We start from the raw sequence: 17,086 nt of genomic DNA, 5'->3' as shown, positions 1-17,086 counted from the left end.
CGGGACAATGTCCCGGTGTGCGAAGCACATAGAGCCCGCCCCGCGCACAGCATGGAAGCGGGTTTGCTGAAAGCTAGTCCTTAACGTGCTTTAAAGCGCGAATCGTGTCTTTACCTCTTTCTGGTACGCGGACCAGGGATCTAACTCACGCCGATCTGGTATTTCTCGACGAAGCCTGGCCACTCCACATGCTCGGGTAGATCGATGTCGTCGACCAACTTGATCTTGCCCTGTGCCCGCTCGAACAATGCGATGCTGGTAGAGGGAAAGTTGTTGCGCGACGGATAGAGCACTCCATCGAACAGCGGCACATTATCGGCATCCAGCATCGCATGCACCCGAGCGGAAATCTGCTGCGTATGCGTGTAGTCACGGCTGGCCAACTGCTCCAGGGTCAAACCAAAGTAGCCGGCCATGACACCTGCGGCCGTGAGGTCCGCCAACTGCAGTGCGTCCACCACGCCAACCGCGCGCACCAGTCGACTCTGGACTTCAGCCAACGCAATCGAGCGTTTGGCGTCCTGGTCCCACCGGTGCTTGTGAAATACTGACTCCATCAATGCCGTGGGCAGATCACGGCCAAGATAGAGCACACCATAGTTCTTGGCCGGATCGTCGTAGCGGTTCGTGCCATCGCGGCCGTAGTACAGCAGCGTACCACGGTAGGCAACCCGACTCACATGCTGGAGCAACTCACGTGGGTCGATGCGCAGCGTGGGAAGCTCGATACCCATGCCAGCCTTCCCTCAATGCACGCCGAGCACATTGAAGACCGCTTTCGCCACTGCGTCGACCGAATCGGCAGTCACCGCCTCCACCGGCGAACGCCCTGCCAACCCTTCGAGCGGTTCGGACAAGGCGCGGTACAGCGTCCAGATATCAACCTCGGGCGCAGCCTGTAGCACGATCTGGGTCAGTTGCCGTTTCACCGGATCGAGCTGCCAATCGGGCAACCTCCGGCCGCGCGGCCCCACGTTCAGCGCCAACAACCGGCGCGCCTTGATGTCCTTGTAGATCTGCTGGCGCGATTTGTTCGCCAGCCGAGCAAAGTCAGGCAACGGCAGGTTGTGGGGCTGCTCGAAAGCCTCCAACAACACGGCACGACCGCGCTGAATGTCGGTCTGGCTCGGTACCCAGCGGATGTCGGTACGCAACGCTGCAGTCTTCCTGGCCAAGGTCTTCTCCACCGTCTCCACTTCGTTTTCCATTGACGGTGGGAGTTCGACCGACTCAAGGCGCTCCTGCACGAACGCGTACAGTTCGGCTGCAAAGGCCGGAGCATTTCGAATCTCGACGGTATTGGAGAAACGGCGTACTTCGTCCAAAGTCACCCTTGGCAGGTGGCCGACAATGAATTCCAAGGTCTTGGGCATGGATAGCTCCCGTTAACAGATTGAGATAGTCTAGCCGCCTTTGTCTCGTTTGTCAATGATGACAACCGAGCCCCGTCAAATGGGAACGGGTCAGCATCCGATTGGTTCTGGCGGCATCCGGAGGATTTGGAGGAGGCCTTTCCACCCTTAAATTTTCGCGGCCGCGAAAATATTTTTCATCCGGGGATGTCAGTCTCACCAAGTGAAAACCGGAAAAATAACGCCCTTAATCTGAGATAGTTGAATCGGACCAAAATAACGGCTATCAAACGATGTACGACTGCCCGACAGAAGCAGCAATTCTGAATTCTGCAAGGTGAAGCTGCCGGATTGATAGCGCGGCATAACTCGTCCCGCTTTGTCCATTCTCAAAGGGGTACTTGAAGGCTGTAGTACCTTGTTGATGGTAATGCCGTTTTCCCCTACTACAACCGTGTCATGTTCTGTTGCCACGACCTGCTTCATCATCAAACCGTACTCGCCTGGACAAAACCCGGCTGTAATGTACCCCCGCGCCTTTGCCTCGTCAAAGAGGGCCAATCTAGGGGGACAGAAGATCACGAAGGCTCCTTTCGTTACCGGCGCGTCAATTATCCAGTAAAGCCCAATTGGAATGCTTCGAGTGGTGTTGATTCGTGCGCCTGCCGCGTAACAAAGGAACCCCAGCACCAGCACGCTCGCCCCGCTTATAGCGGTGAAGCGGCCAATACGGTCCGGCATTGAGTGAATCGGTTGCACGATTGAGCGCTCGTCAAATAAGCCTATCGCTTTGGCCGGGGGCCGGTATCTCGGCCCTTGCCTGAAAAACCGGGTCTTTGAAGTAAAGCGGCTGCCTGCCATAAATGGCCGGGAATCCCGCCACATAGATAATCATGTCGCCGGCTTCTTCGATAAGATCTTCGTCGCCTCGTCGCACCTTCACGGGCCCCGGCATCCGTAAACATTCATCGACGGTAAGCAAAGAGCGCTGTATTTCCTGCTTGGTGCGGGAAACCTGGCTGCCCAAAGCAAGGACACCCCGCCCCGTCCTGGTCGTCTGTTCTTTAAGGATGGTGGTCTGTCCGGTAAGTTTCGAGAGATGTTCCGCGGTTTCAATTCTGTTTGGCGGAAAAGCATTCTGAATATGACAATTCGAAGTAATAGTCTCATCAGGTCCGTATCCCGCCTCTCGCGACTTTAGCTGATTGATATCCTGACAAACGAGATAGCACATAATGCCGTAGCCGCCAAGAAAGGCGAGTGATTCCTGCATAATATCGAGCTTACCCATGCTCGGAAACTCATCCAGCATAGCCAGTAGCCGGTGCTTGTAGTGGGCCTTGGGCCGCCCATTCTCAAAATGCATTTTGCCGGCAAGCAAGCGCACAATCATGTTTATCATGACTCGCACCAGCGGGCGTAATCGGGTCTTGTCATCGGGGCTGGTTACGATATAGAGGCTCACCGGATTATCGTGATGCATCAAGTCCTGTATTCGAAAGTGGGAGTCGCTTATATTTTGTCTTACAACTGGATCGCGGTACAAGGACAGGTAGGATTTCACACTCGACACTATCGACCCGGCTTCCTCCTCATGCCGATCGAGCATGTCCCTGGCGGATGCGCTGATTAAGCGTTGGTTCGGACCAGCGCCGGGATGCTGGTTCATTTCCATCCACAATTCCTGAATATCCCGATCCGGATCGGCAAGCATGTCGTCAACGTCCGATAAGGAAGGCGTAATGCCGGTACCGGCAGCTTTATAGAGGGCGTGCAGGATTACGCCAACCAGCAACGCCTGAGCTGTCTTTTGCCAATGGGACTCTAGCCCTTTACCATCAGGATCGACAATCAGGGTGGCTAAGTTCTGAATATCACCGACCTCGTGATCGGTGCCCAACCGGATCTCTTCTAGTGCATTCCAATGGGCACTATGCGCCGCCGAAGCCGGCTCAAACCGCAGCACCTTGTTCTTTGCGTGTCGTTGCCGCCACCCCGCCGTCAGCTCCCATAACTCACCTTTCAGATCGGTGATAACGGCGCTTTCCGGCCAGGAAAGCAGCGTGGGCACGATTAAACCGACGCCCTTGCCCGAGCGCGTAGGTGCATAGCACAAGACGTGTTGCGGCCCCTCGTGACGCAGGTAGTGTTGCCTGCCCTGCTTGTCTAACCAGGAGCCGACGTACACGCCCGAATTCACTTGCGGCGCGTGGCCGCGAAGCCGTGCAAACAGGGAAGCGCGCGGCAAGAGCCCGGCTGCCTCGATATCCTTGCGCTCGGCCCAACGCGCCGAGCCATGCAAATAGGGATTGGGCTTAGAGCCGGCGATAGTCGTTTTTAGGGCAAGCACGGCAAGGAAACCCACGGCGGTAACAATAATGCCGACGCCGCCGGCGCTGCTAAATTGACCAGGATAATGCTGTTGCCAATTCAGCGCCCATTCCAATATCCTCCAGGGAGGGTAAATAGAGCTGAAATTCCAGCCTAGAGAGGCGTGATACTGGAAGATATGGGCAAAGTATTGCGTGGCGGCAGATAAGCCGCCCAATAGGGTTATTACAACCAGTATAGGGATCAATGGGGATCTATCTGTCCTGACCCTTCTGACTTGCGGCCCAATCGTGTTGTCAAAACCCTGTTTCATAAACTGCGTCCTTTTTGTCTAACTTTACCCTTGGTATCAAACGCTACTGTGACGCCTATCTTCAATCGTTTAACCCGATTCAGCGTTGCCGCATCGGTTGGCAATACGATTATTTCTGCTTTATCTGATTTCAACAGTATCAACGGTTGGCCGTCTTTCTGGCGCCAGCCCGCAAACTCGGCACGACCGCCCTGCCCCGCCTCCCAATGGATGTGTTTGGGAATATCCTTGATAACCGCTCTTTTCGCCTCGCGCTCGGCAATATACTTCAATGCCGCCTCTTCGCCGGAAGTTACCGTCATTCTTCCTGGTTCAGGTGGAGTCCATCGCACGCTGTTATTTGGGTAGGATTTTTGCTGCTCCATGTCACCAGGAACATGACTCGGCAGTAGCATTTCACCTCGTTCGGCGACGTGAACCACACCGAGTTCGGACAATCCTCGCAGACGGTTTTGTCCTTGGGGTGGCGGCTTGGTTCCAACCCGCGCAACGTGTGGCTTATGTAATCGTTGGCGTAGTGGTCCGTTTCCGGTTCGCTCAATTCCGGCATAGCTTCGTTGCCGGTCAATCCTTGCTCGTCGATCAAGCGGTCTAACTGGGCCTGGAGTTCGGTTTCCGATAGATTGGTCATGGGCTTGCTCCGATTTATGAGTGGCAGATAAAATGGCCCGGCGCTGTTCTTCCAGGGCCTCGTTGTCGAAAACGAGCGGCAGTTTCGTTGTCGCGGCGAGCTGCACGACGCGCTGCTTGAATTCCGTAGTGCCTTCAACGCGGATACGTGTTCCGAAACGACGCATTGCCATGTGCAGCGACATCTCCAATCCCTTCTGACTGATCGCCTTGGACACTTTGAGGTACGTGCCGTCGTCCCTGATGGCCGATGCGCCAACACGGTAGATGAGTGTCCCTTGTTTGGTAACGGTGTCGGGTCGAATATCAGGCATAGGCTGCGGATTTTTGGGTGCTTCCCCCGTCACGGTATTGCCGACTTGCGCCGGACTCGTTCTCCTTCGTGCGCGTAACGCGGACAAAGCCTGTCGATTGCCGCGTGCAGCCTTTTGTTGCAGCCAATCAAGCCAGGACGTACGGCAAAAGCCGAACGACTGCGCTTGTCGTTCTTCACGATGCCGTTGGTTGATGTTCTTTATTTTTGCCTGAAGGGTTTTGCTCGTGAGCTGATACAGAAGTTTCTTGTTGAGCCTGCCGCTGGTCAGCAATTTGATAACCGAGCGTTTCAGTCGCGCTTCGTTCTTCGCTGCCTCGATCGACAACTTGGCCCTTTTCGCCGATTCCAGCCTGGCCGCGGCGCGAGATGCCATTAGTTGCGCCTGCTCCCGCTGATACTCTGCGTAGAGATCGACGGTTTCGTGGCGAGAAGTCATCGGGCGTGGCTGATAAACCTGCTCTGGTTGGCTGGGGTGCGCAGCCGATGGGGAGAAGTGCCCCAGCCGTTGTTCGAGATGGTTTTTTGACAGATCCCGCGCAATCGAACTTGGCTTCACTCCCCTCCCCTCCCTGTCAGTAATCACCAGACCGTTGCCCTTCGCGCTAAGGACAAGTCCGTTGCGCTGCATGACTTCATGCAGCCCTTCCCAAGTCGGTGCGGCTCGAATTTGATCCAGGCATTCCCGCCTGATCCAGCCAAGCAAACTCTCGACGCCGCCGGCGTGTTCCATATCCAAAGCCCGGCTTTGACTACCGCGCTCCTTGGGGTCGTGATTATCATGTGCCAGGCCATACTCCAATTCCAGCTTATCGCATGCCTTGCCCAAGGTCTTGTGATCACAATAAGGATTGTGGATGGTCAACCGATGCGGGTGGATCTTGTTGATCGCGACATGAATATGCATATTGTCCGTGTCCGTGTGGACGGCGCTGATGCGTTGATGCTCCTTGAAACCCAATGCATCGCACAACCTTGATTCAATCGCTTCTAGTACCTCGGGTGCAGGCTGCTCCCCTCCCTGGAATGAAATAATCAAATGATAGGTTTTGTCGGATTCGGCCCGCGTATTTCGCAATTGGATGGCTAGGATTTCATCGGTCGCGTGCGGGTAGTAAGTCTGATAACAGTTCGTCACGGTAATCTGATGGACGCGCTCATGCTTGTTCTGCGCATTGGTAATGTAGTTCACCAGCTCCCCAAAGTTGCTTTTCTTCGCAAGCTTCATGGGAATCTGTTTGGCAATCACCACTCGCTCCGGAATTTAGCCGCTAAACAAATCACGACGTGACGACCCTTTTGATGATCTTGCGCAACTCGTCCTGATTGGAGTCTATTTTGGCTAAAGTGCCAAGAATTAGCTTGCGCACATCCGTTTGGCGAAACTCTGTCAGTCGTTCGTGGTTCGTCAGCCAAAGTTTTAACAACCCGCCCATCCGTCCCAGGTCCCCGTTGATCCTGGCCATATCTTCCACACAACGATAGTCCAGCGTGCCGTGGATTTCGTACCCGAGACCCACGTTGCGAAGATAAGCGGCCACGGACAAGCCCGCTGCATCGGCTTGGCGTTGGATCTGTTTTTTCTCATCGGGAAGGCAATACACCTTCAAAGGTGGACTGCTTTTCCGTGTCGCCGTTTCATGTCTTTCCATAGCGTCCTCTAACTTATGGCGGCAGCCATCTGGCCTCGCAGAGCAGGATTCCGTTGAGCACGAAGTGCGAATAAGGCAGGAGGTGAAGTAGGGATGCCCGCTTGCGGGTGGGCCTACTTCACATATCCTGCCCGGCTCTTCGATGGATACGAAATAAAGTACCAGATAATACAGGCTTGCACAATCAATATATTCAGTATATCTTTCGTTGAAAACACAATATACCGATTCACTCACCTGCCTTATATGCCCGAAAAAGATCTATCTACCCGGATAGCTGAAAATGTGACGCACAACAGAGCATCAAAAGCGGCGCGTAATACCGCTGCGTTTTTGGCACTTCGCGGCGAAATCAACAAGGCGCTGAACGACGGATGGGCGATCCTGCAAATATGGGAAACGCTATATCAGGAAGGAAAAATACGGTTTGGCTATGCGGCATTCTGCCGTCGTGTCAAAAGATCGATGCTCTCTGGCAAAGCAACCGTAGCGGGGCTAGAAAACAAGACAGCGGATGCAAAAGCAGCAAGAACGGTAAAGCCTTCCATCACCGGCTTTACCTTTGAATCCACACCTAGGAAAGAGGATTTACTCTAAATGGCAAAATTTCACATGGTCCTGCAAGGTAAGGGCGGCGTCGGAAAATCAGTCCTGGCGGCGATCCTCGCGCAATACAAGGTAAGCAAGGGTCAAAAGCCCCTATGCATCGATACTGATCCCGTTAACGCCACCTTTCACGGTTACAAAAGCCTTGATGTCAAAAGACTCCAGGTAATGGACGGGGATGAAATCAACTCCCGTAACTTCGATTCCCTTGTGGAATTGCTTGCATCGTCGGAAGAGGATGCAATCATCGACAATGGCGCCAGCTCATTTGTGCCGCTTTCTCATTACCTTATCAGTAACCAGGTGCCGGCGTTGCTGCAGGATATGGGGCATGAGCTGGTGGTGCATACGGTAATTACCGGTGGACAAGCGCTACTTGATACGTTGAATGGGTTCGCCCAGGTTGTTACGCAATTTCCAGCTGAGGCAAGTTTCGTTGTTTGGCTAAACCCCTTTTGGGGATTGATCGAACACGATGGCAAAAGCTTTGAACAGCTCAAAGCGTACAGGGACAACAAGGAGCGGGTGTCCGCCATTGTTCAAATACCGGCACTCAAAGAGCAAACGTATGGCCGCGATCTGAGCGATATGCTGCAAAAACGGATGACATTCGATGAAGCGCTGGCCATGGAATCACTCACCATCATGACGCGCCAGCGGCTGAAGATAGTACGCGATAAACTCTACAGTGAGCTTGACGAGGCCGAAGTGTTGCTATGACAACAGATCTTGAGGGCATCGATGAGATCATCAAAGAGGTTGCGGTCAAGCACAACATCATGCTTAGCCGCGATGATCCCATACTGATGCTATACACGATCAACAAACAGCTCATGACTACGAGCAAGCAGGCCCAGGAAGGCATGCTCCAGGAGTTCCGCAAAGAGCTGGAAACCATCGCGCAGCGGTGGGGAAATGAAGCCAGCAATCAGGCGAACAAGACCCTCAACAGCACCGTGGCCTCGATGCGAGATATGATCACTACCACGATTAGGGAGGAAACCGATGCGGCAATGGACCGGTTAGCAGCGGGGGGTCAAAGATGGCAGCGTCTAAATAACCTTAACCTGCTCGCGTCGGTTCTGACGCTTGCCGCCGCCGCCATTGTACTTTGGGTGGCGGCGGGGAATTAATCTGTATCAGTTCGGATTTGATTGGACAAACAATGTCTGATTCGAACTGCTGCCAAGTGCCGGGAAGCGGCCCTCAGGCGCGAAAAACGAATACGCCATAAGGGGCGCGTCTGTCCCTTTGTGGCTCAAACTCTGCTTAAGCAGTCTGGCGGCGGCGCACGATAAAGCCTAGCAGGCCCAGACCGGCCAACAGCATGGCATACGTTTCGGGTTCGGGGATAAGGCCGCCCATGACTGCGACTTGCCCCATTTCGTTGATTCCTGTGGCACCCGTTAAAACAACTCCATCTGGCAGACTCACCAACGAGTTTAAGTCGGTCATGCCCACGCCATTGGGGCCGGTGATAAAGGCATTGGCATGGAAAGAACCTCCGGCCGTGGTGGACGACCCCACGACCTGCCCGGCGTCGTTGATGCCAGTGGCTTCAGCACTGGAACCTCCACCCAGTGTGCCGAGATCGGTCATGCCCACGCCATTGGGGCCGGTGATAAAAGCGTGCTGATAACCTGCGGCCGTGTCAGAACGGCCCACCACCTGCCCAGCATCGTTGATGCCAGTGGCTTCACTGGAACCTCCACCCAGTGTGCCGAGATCGGTCATGCCCACGCCATTGGGGCCGGTGATAAAGGCATGGTAGCCACCTTCGGCCGTGGTGGAGTACCCCGCCACCTGCCCGGCGTCGTTAATGCCGTAAGCGACGCTTAAGTCTCCACCGAGATGGCCGAGATCGGTCATGCCCACGCCATTGGGGCCGGTGATAAAAGCATGGGATTCAGGGCTTCCGACCACGTTGGAGACTCCCACCACCTGCCCGGCGTCGTTGATGCCAGTGGCTTCACTGTAACCTCCACCCAGCGACCCGAGATCGGTCATGCCCACGCCGTTGGGGCCGGTGATAAAGGCATGGAAATGACGTCCGGTCGTGGCGTACCACCCCACCACCTGCCCGGCGTCGTTGATGCCAGTGGCTAAACTGGAACCTCCACCCAGCGTCCCGAGATCGGTCATGCCCACGCCATTGGGGCCGGTGATAAAGGCATGGAATTGACCTCCGGCCGTGGCGGACTCCCCCACCACCTGCCCGGCGTCGTTGATGCCAGTGGCGAAACTGGAACCTCCACCCAGCGACCCGAGATCGGTCAGTCCTTTGCCATTGGAGTCCACGATGAATGCATGGTGCTGTTGTGCGGAGACAGGGGAAACAAAACCAAGCCCGGTACTCAGGGCTGCGGTCAGAATCAAGCCATGGATTGTAGAGCTATGGGTAATTTTCATGATTTCTCTCCGTTGACAGAGGGTTTTTAAAGATTCGGGGCTTTTGCTGATTTTTCAAAAGCGCGCCGACAGGGCGGTCCCCTGGGTCAAAGATAACTGCCCGGCCCCCTGGCCACCATTTCTCACAACTTAGTTTAGATCAAATAGGGAAAAACATATGAACCGAACGGCCTATCCAGCGGAAGGCATCTACTCCTGGTTTCACAAACACTGAGCAGTAGCGACGACGGACTGTTTTGTATCGAAAGCAGCAGCTTGAATCTGACAACCAGGGTCGGATCAAATCTCAACTACTACAATTAATCAGCCTAGCGTTTTATTCCGCGGCTGAGCTTTTCAGAAGCTGTAACTGCTATTGCCCTATCGTCCTCATACGATATGCTTTTCATCGCTCCGTAGGGGGGTGCGACGTCGAAAGCGTCAAGTGCATGCCGGATCACTCGCTTGCCGTCCCTGTCTTGCTGATACACGTAGTCTTTATCGGTGTGCAATATGACTCCGATGGAGGTTTTGGCCTTGTCTGCATCCGTTGCCAGATACAAATTGTAGATGCCGGCTTTCACATCTCCGGCTTTTTCTATTTTATTCGTGACCCACTGCCCTTCCTGCTCACTCTGAACAAGACGCTGTTTGTTCATAATGAGAATTCTCTGCTTCATGCAACTCTCCCCTTTCTTGTACTAGATACTACGCCTCAAGCACAGCTACCAATTTAACCCGATCCAATGTGGTTTCAAACTCTGTGCCATCATCGTCGTACTTAAGCCAAGCCAGCCCTTGAGCGGATGGACGGCGGTTCAAGAGCAGTCGTGCTGCCTTCCCCTCATGCCGCACCTGAACGATTGCTTTGCGCAGTTTGTTCGGATCGGTTTCAGCCGGTCTTTTTTCCCTGGCAATCGCCACAGCACTTTCGATGGGCTCTATCTCCTCGTTAGTTTCCTCGGGTTCTTCTTGTTTGTTATGCAGGAATTCACGTAACTGCTTTACCGTTCCACGGGTGATCGGCATGTTTTCATCACTCAGCCAGGCATCAACTTCTTTCGGATCGCGCTCGCGCATCACAGCCAGTTCATTTAGCGAAGTGGCATCAGTACAGCGTCCGGAATTAAATACCTGGGCAATGGGATCAGGCAATGTAAGTAATTTTGCATGCTGGGTGATAAAAGCGCGAGATTTACCCAGATCCTCTGCGATTTGCGCCTGGTTCTTTCCTTGCTTTTTTTCCTGATCGATTAAAACCGCCCACTCCCTGGGCGTGAAAGTCTCGTGATGAGCGTTGACAATGATCTGATCGATCTTGGTGAAGTCGCTATCAAGGAAGGCAGGAATGGTTTTTTTTCCGGCAATCTTTGAAGCACGGTAGCGCCTGGCGCCGTCATTGATGATAAACCGCCCTTCCTGGGATGTGTTTTTGTGTACCGAAATTGGATTTTTCACACCTCTGGCACGGATGGTTTGTGCCATCTCCTGAAGCAATTCTTCATTGAATTCCGTGCGGGGCTGGTGCGGATCTTCATCTATCAACGACAGATCCAGTTCCATTGGACGCTGATCTCCATGAGAATGGACGTCATCATCGCGAAGATACCTGGACAAGTCGATCGTATTATCAAGGCCAAGACCAGATGAACTTTTATTTTTTGGTGCCGGCGTTGTGCTCTTTTTATTCGGTTTCATTCTGAAAGCTCCATCTTTTTAAAAATATAATCTGCTACCGCACGAGTCTCTTTCGCTGCCTCCCGGGCCGCAGTTGTCTTTATATGCCAAACTGGCACCCCGGAGGCTAGGGCTTCTGCTATTCCGTCACGAAAGCCAATACTGAAGGGAATCAGAAGATCGGGGTAAGCGGCCTTCAGTTCCGCAAGATTACGGACCTGCCGGGGCTTTCTTGAATCCACTTTGCTAGGCAGCATGCCTAAAAAGTGAAGCTTTGGATTTGGCGGCATGCCTGGGGTGTGCTTGCGCACATGACTGATCGTTGTCAGCAACTTCGTTAATCCCTGGACGCTGTAAGCTTCGAGTTCAATTGGTGAAAAGACGTAGTCTGATACATAAAGTGCGCTCATCAATCCTATACCCATTGATGGGGCTGTATCTATTAAGCATACATCGAATTGGGTCTCGCGCAATACTTCTATGTTCGTCTGAAAGCGTGCTCGGGCATTCTCTAGCGATAATCGCTCCAGGTTCGCCAACCCAGGGTCGGATGCAATCAATAATAATCCTGTTTCCGGCGGCGTATTTTGTAACCATTCCGGTGAATTCTCGGCAAACATCGCGCTGGCAAGGGCATCGCCACGGTAGTCAGCCAAGGTGTAGGAAGCATTGCCTTGCGTGTCGAGGTCAATAACGGCGACCTTTAGCCCGCGTTCCACGAAATTAAATGCCAGGTGGACCAATGCAGCCGTCTTGCCTACGCCACCCTTTTGATTAGCTGCCACCAATATTTTCATTGTTTTATAACCTTAATCCGTAACAGACAGAAGTACGAGAATTTAGCGGCTAAATTGTACTGGGCGATAAATTGCAATAAAACAATACAAAGCAACGTAGCCGAGAAAGTAATTTATAAAAATCCAGTCGAGGAAAACACCTTTATCGCTAAAGAGAATGAGCATTCGAAAGCCTTGTAGCGTTACAGCAAGCGCACCGATCCAACGCAGCACCGGCCAGGTAAACACGGTAATCACCCAAACGGTGACAACAAGAAAATTTACAAATCGTAGAATGAGATTAACGGCAATAGGCGATGTTCCCGCAGCACTGCGGTTATTTGCCGAAGGAAGCATTATTATCTTGGCCATAGCTTGATCTAACCTTGTAAATACTAACCCGCAGCAGGGTGCGGGTTAGTGCGTCGCTACCGTTTATTCAATCCCGTCATCGGCGAAACCGCTGTCTTTGTCGTCATCATCCAACTCGCCTAGGTCTGCCGGCTTTTTTCCTAGCATTTTCATGTCTCGGCCTATGATTTCCGTGGAGTACCGGACTACATTATTATCATCGGTCCACTTCCGGGTGCGAAGTTTTCCCTCGATGTAAACTTGCTTGCCTTCCTTGAGATAGCTTTCCGCGATATCCGCTAAGCCCCGAAACAAACTAACTCGGTGCCATTCGGTGTGTTGTTTTTTGTTACCCTTGTCGTCCTTCCACGTTTCGGTGGTTGCAATACTGATCGTAGCAACTTTACCACCGTCCGGCATATAGCGGACTTCCGGATCAGCACCAAGATTACCAATGATCTGCGTTTTATTAAGTGAGGCCATTTAAAAACTCCTTTTTGTTTAAGAAAATATAAAAGTAAAGCCTTGCCAGAAACATTATATAACGAATAGAGTATTCATCATAATGCATATCAAGGTACGGCTGAGAAGAGAGATCAATAAACACATCCTCTCGCTTGAACCCTTTTCACCCCGCCCTGGGGCGGATGGGTGGGGGATAGCCCTTTTCCTCACGGAAAAGGGTTGGGAATAGGTGGGGTTAAGACGGAAAAGCAGCTAGTGCCTTTCCTGTTGCGTTTTGGTTAATCCCCCCACAAGTCCCCCCTCGCAGAGATTGGGGGGGCCTTGCTGGGGGGAAGACGCGGCAGGAATGGGCATGCCCGGTAGAAGATCTTCGGGGGATGTGACCGGCAGCCGGAAGGGTGCCGGATCACTGACCATGACAGGCAAAGCGCACTGCGGAAAGCAGTTGGCGTGGTCAGTGACAGCAGCAACTGTGCTAGGTGTTTGGAACAGCCGTAAGGGCCGATTATTTGTTAGGGTTATTAAAACCGGGTTTAAGATTTTTCATTAATTAATAAAAAAAAGTTTTACAGGTAAGAGCCGATGTGTGGACAGATAATAGGTGGACTACAAGGATTTATAGAGGAAAGAACCTAAAGGCAAATACAGGGGGGCAGATAGTAAAAGCGGGGAAAGGCTTACGCACATTGCTATTGCTGAGGTTTTGCACGCCTGATTGTGGGAGTTGTTCATCACACATTTGGGAGTTGTTCATCACGCTGACTGGGAGTTGTTCATCACCGGTTTTTGTGGATAAAATGATTAAGCAACTAATTTATAAAGTAAAAACGGGTGGGAGTTGTTCATCACGGATAAATTTTGTTATCCACAAACTTATGCACATCGAACAGTGATGAACAACTCCCATTTTTTGTTAATAAAGGACTGTTGGGAGTTGTTCATCACCCCTTAGAAAAGCGCAGTTTGTCGCGCGACGTGTGGCGGAGAGGGAATCAAGACAATGCCGTTATCGGCTAATTGGACATTTGCTCGCGGGTAAACGACCTGGACAGCTCGCAAGGCCTTGGTAAACGCACGCTGAAAATCCCGAACAGCGCGCTCGGTGTGGTAGTTACTTCCGAATTGCCCCATCAGCGCTTCCCAAGGAATTGGCCTGCTGCGTCGATCCGTATAGCTCATACGGTAAGTAAGCCAAGTGTATACGTCCATCGCCAGTGGAGAACCACGTAATGCTTTGTATGCGCGCAAATCGATGGGTACGGGTTTGGAAATGCACTCTTGGAAAAATCTGTCTGAGAGCCGCACTTTGCTTCGCCAGGTTCCAGCGACCTCAAGTTTTTGCGGAGTCCAAAGCTTATCCTTGTCCGGACTCAATGCAGTGTCATTGTGAGCTGGTGGTGCGAGTTGAAGATCATCCTCGTGAAAATCGAGGCTTTCGGCAATCATGACATTACGGATAACAAAACCACGCTCACTCATGCCGCCAGTGTATTGAGCCGTGATAAGCGAGCCGAAAAGGCGCTTCATCTGTTCGGCAACGCGAGTACTTGAACCGCGTACACCGCCACCTCGTTTCAGATCTAGTACATCCCGGAGGAAGAGCGAAAGCGAGTCTCCCAGTTCGATTGTCGGGGATTGTGTTCGAACCGCTTCAGTAGCCACCCACGACATGAGCAAACGCGGATAAATACCGAACGGTACACCTCCCTCATATCCGGCCACGATGCGTAGGCGAAAATCCCCGTTCTCGCGCTTAAAAACGTCGGCTTTCGGGTCTTTGTAGGGCATCGTCGCAATCACCAATGCCCGAGCCATGAAACCGAGAGCGCCAGCACTCTTTGCATCCTCAGCCTCAATTGCAAAGTGAGTTTCGATGGCTTCTCTAACCCAACCTGGCACGGTACCTTTTCGGTAATCGATCTCGACCGGTGTTTCGGGTTTAGTGGATTTACGCGTATTTAGTTTATCTTCCATTTATTTACAAATCGCCAAGCTTAAATAATTTCGTAATGATTTCAATGGGGAGACGCATGTTTAATTCTAACCGGAAAACAAAACGGAAAGACGTAATTATTATAATTAAAGGTTATTTTCTACGATAAATAGAACGAGGAGTCATAGTTGTTAACTTTAAAGAAGCACTAGCATTCAACTTGAAAGACATAAAAATATTAACGTTAACGCTATGTTGACATGTCAGCAACAATAAACATAAGCTCCCAACTCAAAAGGCCTCTCCTTTGTAAAAACAATTAAAAAAGTAAGTGTTTAGCCGCTAAATTCCTCACACCCAAGCTCATGCCCAGATCATCTTTTTACCATCAAATCTTTTTCACAAATATTCTTCGCATACTTGATGAACGTGGCATGACGCAAGAAGAGCTTGCAGCTCGCTCCGGGATATCCACGGCTTTCGTCTCCGCTCTTGCGAATGCGAAAGCCAACCCCTCGTTGGCAACTATGGAAGCTATCGCCAAAGCGCTGGATACCGCATTGCCGGTATTGCTAGAGTCTACGGACCTCGATCGCGAATCCCTTGATGCGCTAGCAGGGGGAAAGGCGCCAAGAAGCTTGCCCCCAGGTTTTGAGCGTGTCTCGGCGGTGTTGACAAGTTTCCAGGCGTACCAGGTAAAGTCATGGGACGAGGCTAACAAAAGAAAGATACGGGAAATAAAAGAAGCTAGAAGAAAGAAATTTCTAGAATACTAGTGTCCCGGTTCTCTTCTGAATTTTCAAATATACCCTTGCATAAAGTGTAATTACAGAATATCCTCAGCCGCTCTGTGGAATAAAGATTAGTATTGCAAAGATACGAGATACAATATATCGTATTATGTCATTAAATACTAGTCTTCGATTCTGGAAAACGGGTGAAAGTGACAGAGGATATTTCAACGATCAAGACCCGCGCCAAGGGCACGCTGGAGCGTGAACTAGGTCCTGAATTTTTAGGGGTGTTGCATGATCCGAGAACAGTCGAGATCATGCTTAACGCGGATGGCAAGCTTTGGCAGGAGCGCTTGGGCGAGCCCATGCGTTGCATCGGCATGATGCCCGCTGCCAAGGCCCGGGGAATTGTCAAGACCGTAGCCGGCTATCATGGCCGCGAACTTACCCGTAGCAACCCCACACTGGAATGCGAATTTCCCCTGGACGGTTCCCGATTCGCCGGCCAGGTTCCCCCGGTGGTGTCCGAAGTCGTTTTTGCCATCCGCAAAAAAGCCGTGTCAGTATTCACGCTGGACGAGTACGTTGCCGTCGGGATTATGACGAGCGCGCAATGCGAACGCATTAAAGACGCGACTACACGGCGAAGGGATATCCTCGTAATCGGCGGCACGGGATCTGGCAAGACCACGCTGGTTAACGCCATTCTTGCTTATATCGTTGAAATCGAGCCTGACGTTCGCATTGTCATCATTGAGGATACAGGCGAAATTCAGTGCACCGCCAAAAACTACATTCAATACCACACATCTGCTGAAGTCAGCATGACAAAGCTCTTGCGCACTACGCTGCGCATGCGCCCTGATCGTATTATTGTCGGGGAAGTGCGCGGCCCGGAGGCGCTTGACCTCCTGATGGCGTGGAATACAGGTCATGAAGGCGGAGTCGCCACACTTCACGCAAATGATGCAAGGGCCGGATTATCGAGGCTCGCAATGCTGATCAGCATGCATCCTGATTCACCCAAACCCATTGAACCGCTGATAGGCGATGCGGTACATCTCATCGTCCATATCGCGCGGACACCGGAGGGCCGTCGAGTCGAAGAAATCATCGAAATTGGCGGGTATGAAGCAGGCCGTTACTTAATTAAAACCCTAGAGGAGTAGTTCATGGTCAGGGATGTTTTGAGGTCGAATGAATGGTTGTGCGTTGCGCTGTTGCTCCTGGTTGTGTGGATGTTGTCGCCGGAATACGCCTTGGCATCGGAAGGGGTAGGGGGCACGCTGCCGTATGAGAGCTGGTTGGTCAACCTGCGCAATTCGGTGACGGGGCCAGTGGCTTTTACGCTGTCCATAATCGGAATCGTGGTTGCAGGCGGCGTCCTGATAATGGGGGGTGACTTGGGAGGATTCTTTCGGACATTGATCTTTATCGTACTGGTCCTGGCCTTGTTGGTCGGCGCGCAAAATATGATGTCGAATTTTTTCGGGCGCGGAGCGGAAATCGCCACGCTTGAGGATGTTTATCAAGCAGGGCAGGGCGCAACAGCACGCGGCTGATCA

At 52.2% G+C, this 17,086-nt stretch carries 19 protein-coding genes; 6 read left to right on the top strand and 13 right to left on the bottom strand.

The annotated features are described in order from the left end of the window. Positions 1-140: 140 nt before the first annotated feature. From CRO05_RS15120 to traJ, 6 genes are all read right to left on the bottom strand, one after another. Positions 141-734 carry an RES family NAD+ phosphorylase gene (locus CRO05_RS15120; protein ID WP_097068048.1) on the bottom strand — a complete coding sequence of 198 codons (594 nt, stop codon included), beginning with the start codon at positions 732-734 and terminating at the stop codon, positions 141-143. Positions 735-746: 12 nt separating this feature from the next. Further along, on the bottom strand, positions 747-1,373 hold the full coding sequence (locus CRO05_RS15115; RefSeq protein ID WP_097068047.1) for an integrase: 627 nt from the start codon (positions 1,371-1,373) through the stop codon (positions 747-749). A 195-nt stretch (positions 1,374-1,568) separates the two neighbouring features. Then, positions 1,569-2,111 carry a conjugative transfer signal peptidase TraF gene (gene traF / locus CRO05_RS15110; RefSeq protein ID WP_235001489.1) on the bottom strand — a complete coding sequence of 181 codons (543 nt, stop codon included), beginning with the start codon at positions 2,109-2,111 and terminating at the stop codon, positions 1,569-1,571. A gap of 13 nt (positions 2,112-2,124) precedes the next feature. Then, on the bottom strand, positions 2,125-3,996 hold the full coding sequence (locus tag CRO05_RS15105) for a type IV secretory system conjugative DNA transfer family protein (protein ID WP_097068045.1): 1,872 nt from the start codon (positions 3,994-3,996) through the stop codon (positions 2,125-2,127). Next, positions 3,993-6,188 (bottom strand): TraI/MobA(P) family conjugative relaxase, encoded by a 2,196-nt coding sequence (gene traI / locus CRO05_RS15100; RefSeq protein WP_097068044.1) that lies wholly within the window; start codon positions 6,186-6,188, stop codon positions 3,993-3,995. Before traI ends, CRO05_RS15105 begins: the two co-directional genes overlap by 4 nt. A 31-nt stretch (positions 6,189-6,219) precedes the next feature. Next, the gene (gene traJ, locus CRO05_RS15095) at positions 6,220-6,591 is read right to left on the bottom strand and encodes a conjugal transfer transcriptional regulator TraJ (protein WP_097068043.1); all 372 of its coding nucleotides are present in this window, start codon (positions 6,589-6,591) and stop codon (positions 6,220-6,222) included. 93 nt (positions 6,592-6,684) lie between these two features. Here traJ and CRO05_RS15090 point away from each other — a divergent pair, with 93 nt between their 5' ends. From CRO05_RS15090 to CRO05_RS15080, 3 genes are read left to right on the top strand one after another with little or no spacing between them, the layout of a single operon-like run. Beyond that, positions 6,685-7,188, top strand: a complete 504-nt coding sequence (locus tag CRO05_RS15090) for a TraK family protein (RefSeq protein ID WP_369831638.1) — start codon at positions 6,685-6,687, stop codon at positions 7,186-7,188. Further along, complete coding sequence (locus tag CRO05_RS15085; RefSeq protein ID WP_097068042.1) at positions 7,189-7,917, top strand: AAA family ATPase; 729 nt, start codon at positions 7,189-7,191, stop codon at positions 7,915-7,917. Next, positions 7,914-8,330, top strand: a complete 417-nt coding sequence (locus tag CRO05_RS15080) for a conjugal transfer protein TraM (RefSeq protein ID WP_097067217.1) — start codon at positions 7,914-7,916, stop codon at positions 8,328-8,330. The genes CRO05_RS15085 and CRO05_RS15080 overlap by 4 nt, the downstream gene beginning before the upstream one ends. A gap of 136 nt (positions 8,331-8,466) precedes the next feature. Here the strand turns inward: CRO05_RS15080 and CRO05_RS15075 are convergent, their stop codons facing one another. The 7 genes from CRO05_RS15075 to CRO05_RS15045 all read right to left on the bottom strand — a co-directional run bounded on the left by CRO05_RS15075 (position 8,467) and on the right by CRO05_RS15045 (position 14,828). Further along, positions 8,467-9,606 (bottom strand): HAF repeat-containing PEP-CTERM protein, encoded by a 1,140-nt coding sequence (locus CRO05_RS15075; protein ID WP_097068041.1) that lies wholly within the window; start codon positions 9,604-9,606, stop codon positions 8,467-8,469. Positions 9,607-9,914: 308 nt separating this feature from the next. Continuing rightward, on the bottom strand, positions 9,915-10,265 hold the full coding sequence (locus CRO05_RS15070) for a KfrB domain-containing protein (RefSeq protein WP_097068040.1): 351 nt from the start codon (positions 10,263-10,265) through the stop codon (positions 9,915-9,917). Between the two features lie 28 nt (positions 10,266-10,293). After that, complete coding sequence (locus CRO05_RS15065) at positions 10,294-11,283, bottom strand: ParB/RepB/Spo0J family partition protein (protein ID WP_097068039.1); 990 nt, start codon at positions 11,281-11,283, stop codon at positions 10,294-10,296. Next, positions 11,280-12,059 (bottom strand): ParA family protein, encoded by a 780-nt coding sequence (locus CRO05_RS15060; RefSeq protein ID WP_097068038.1) that lies wholly within the window; start codon positions 12,057-12,059, stop codon positions 11,280-11,282. Before CRO05_RS15060 ends, CRO05_RS15065 begins: the two co-directional genes overlap by 4 nt. 42 nt (positions 12,060-12,101) lie before the next feature. Next, entirely contained in the window at positions 12,102-12,410 is a 309-nt protein-coding gene (gene kleE / locus CRO05_RS15655; RefSeq protein WP_097068037.1) for a KleE stable inheritance protein, read from the bottom strand. 63 nt (positions 12,411-12,473) lie between these two features. Next, complete coding sequence (locus tag CRO05_RS15050; RefSeq protein WP_097068036.1) at positions 12,474-12,872, bottom strand: single-stranded DNA-binding protein; 399 nt, start codon at positions 12,870-12,872, stop codon at positions 12,474-12,476. 930 nt (positions 12,873-13,802) lie between these two features. Then, complete coding sequence (locus CRO05_RS15045; RefSeq protein ID WP_097068035.1) at positions 13,803-14,828, bottom strand: replication protein RepA; 1,026 nt, start codon at positions 14,826-14,828, stop codon at positions 13,803-13,805. A 324-nt stretch (positions 14,829-15,152) separates the two neighbouring features. Here CRO05_RS15045 and CRO05_RS15040 point away from each other — a divergent pair, with 324 nt between their 5' ends. The 3 genes from CRO05_RS15040 to trbC all read left to right on the top strand — a co-directional run bounded on the left by CRO05_RS15040 (position 15,153) and on the right by trbC (position 17,083). Beyond that, complete coding sequence (locus CRO05_RS15040) at positions 15,153-15,563, top strand: transcriptional regulator (RefSeq protein ID WP_097068034.1); 411 nt, start codon at positions 15,153-15,155, stop codon at positions 15,561-15,563. Positions 15,564-15,724: 161 nt separating this feature from the next. Further along, entirely contained in the window at positions 15,725-16,690 is a 966-nt protein-coding gene (gene trbB / locus CRO05_RS15035; RefSeq protein WP_235001487.1) for a P-type conjugative transfer ATPase TrbB, read from the top strand. Between the two features lie 3 nt (positions 16,691-16,693). After that, positions 16,694-17,083, top strand: a complete 390-nt coding sequence (trbC, locus tag CRO05_RS15030) for a conjugal transfer system pilin TrbC (RefSeq protein WP_097068033.1) — start codon at positions 16,694-16,696, stop codon at positions 17,081-17,083. The last annotated feature ends 3 nt before the right edge of the window (positions 17,084-17,086 follow it).

The organism is Nitrosovibrio sp. Nv4 (assembly GCF_900215485.1).
In the GTDB taxonomy this organism is placed as follows: Bacteria; Pseudomonadota; Gammaproteobacteria; order Burkholderiales; family Nitrosomonadaceae; genus Nitrosospira.
This window is presented reverse-complemented; position numbering and strand designations above follow the sequence as displayed.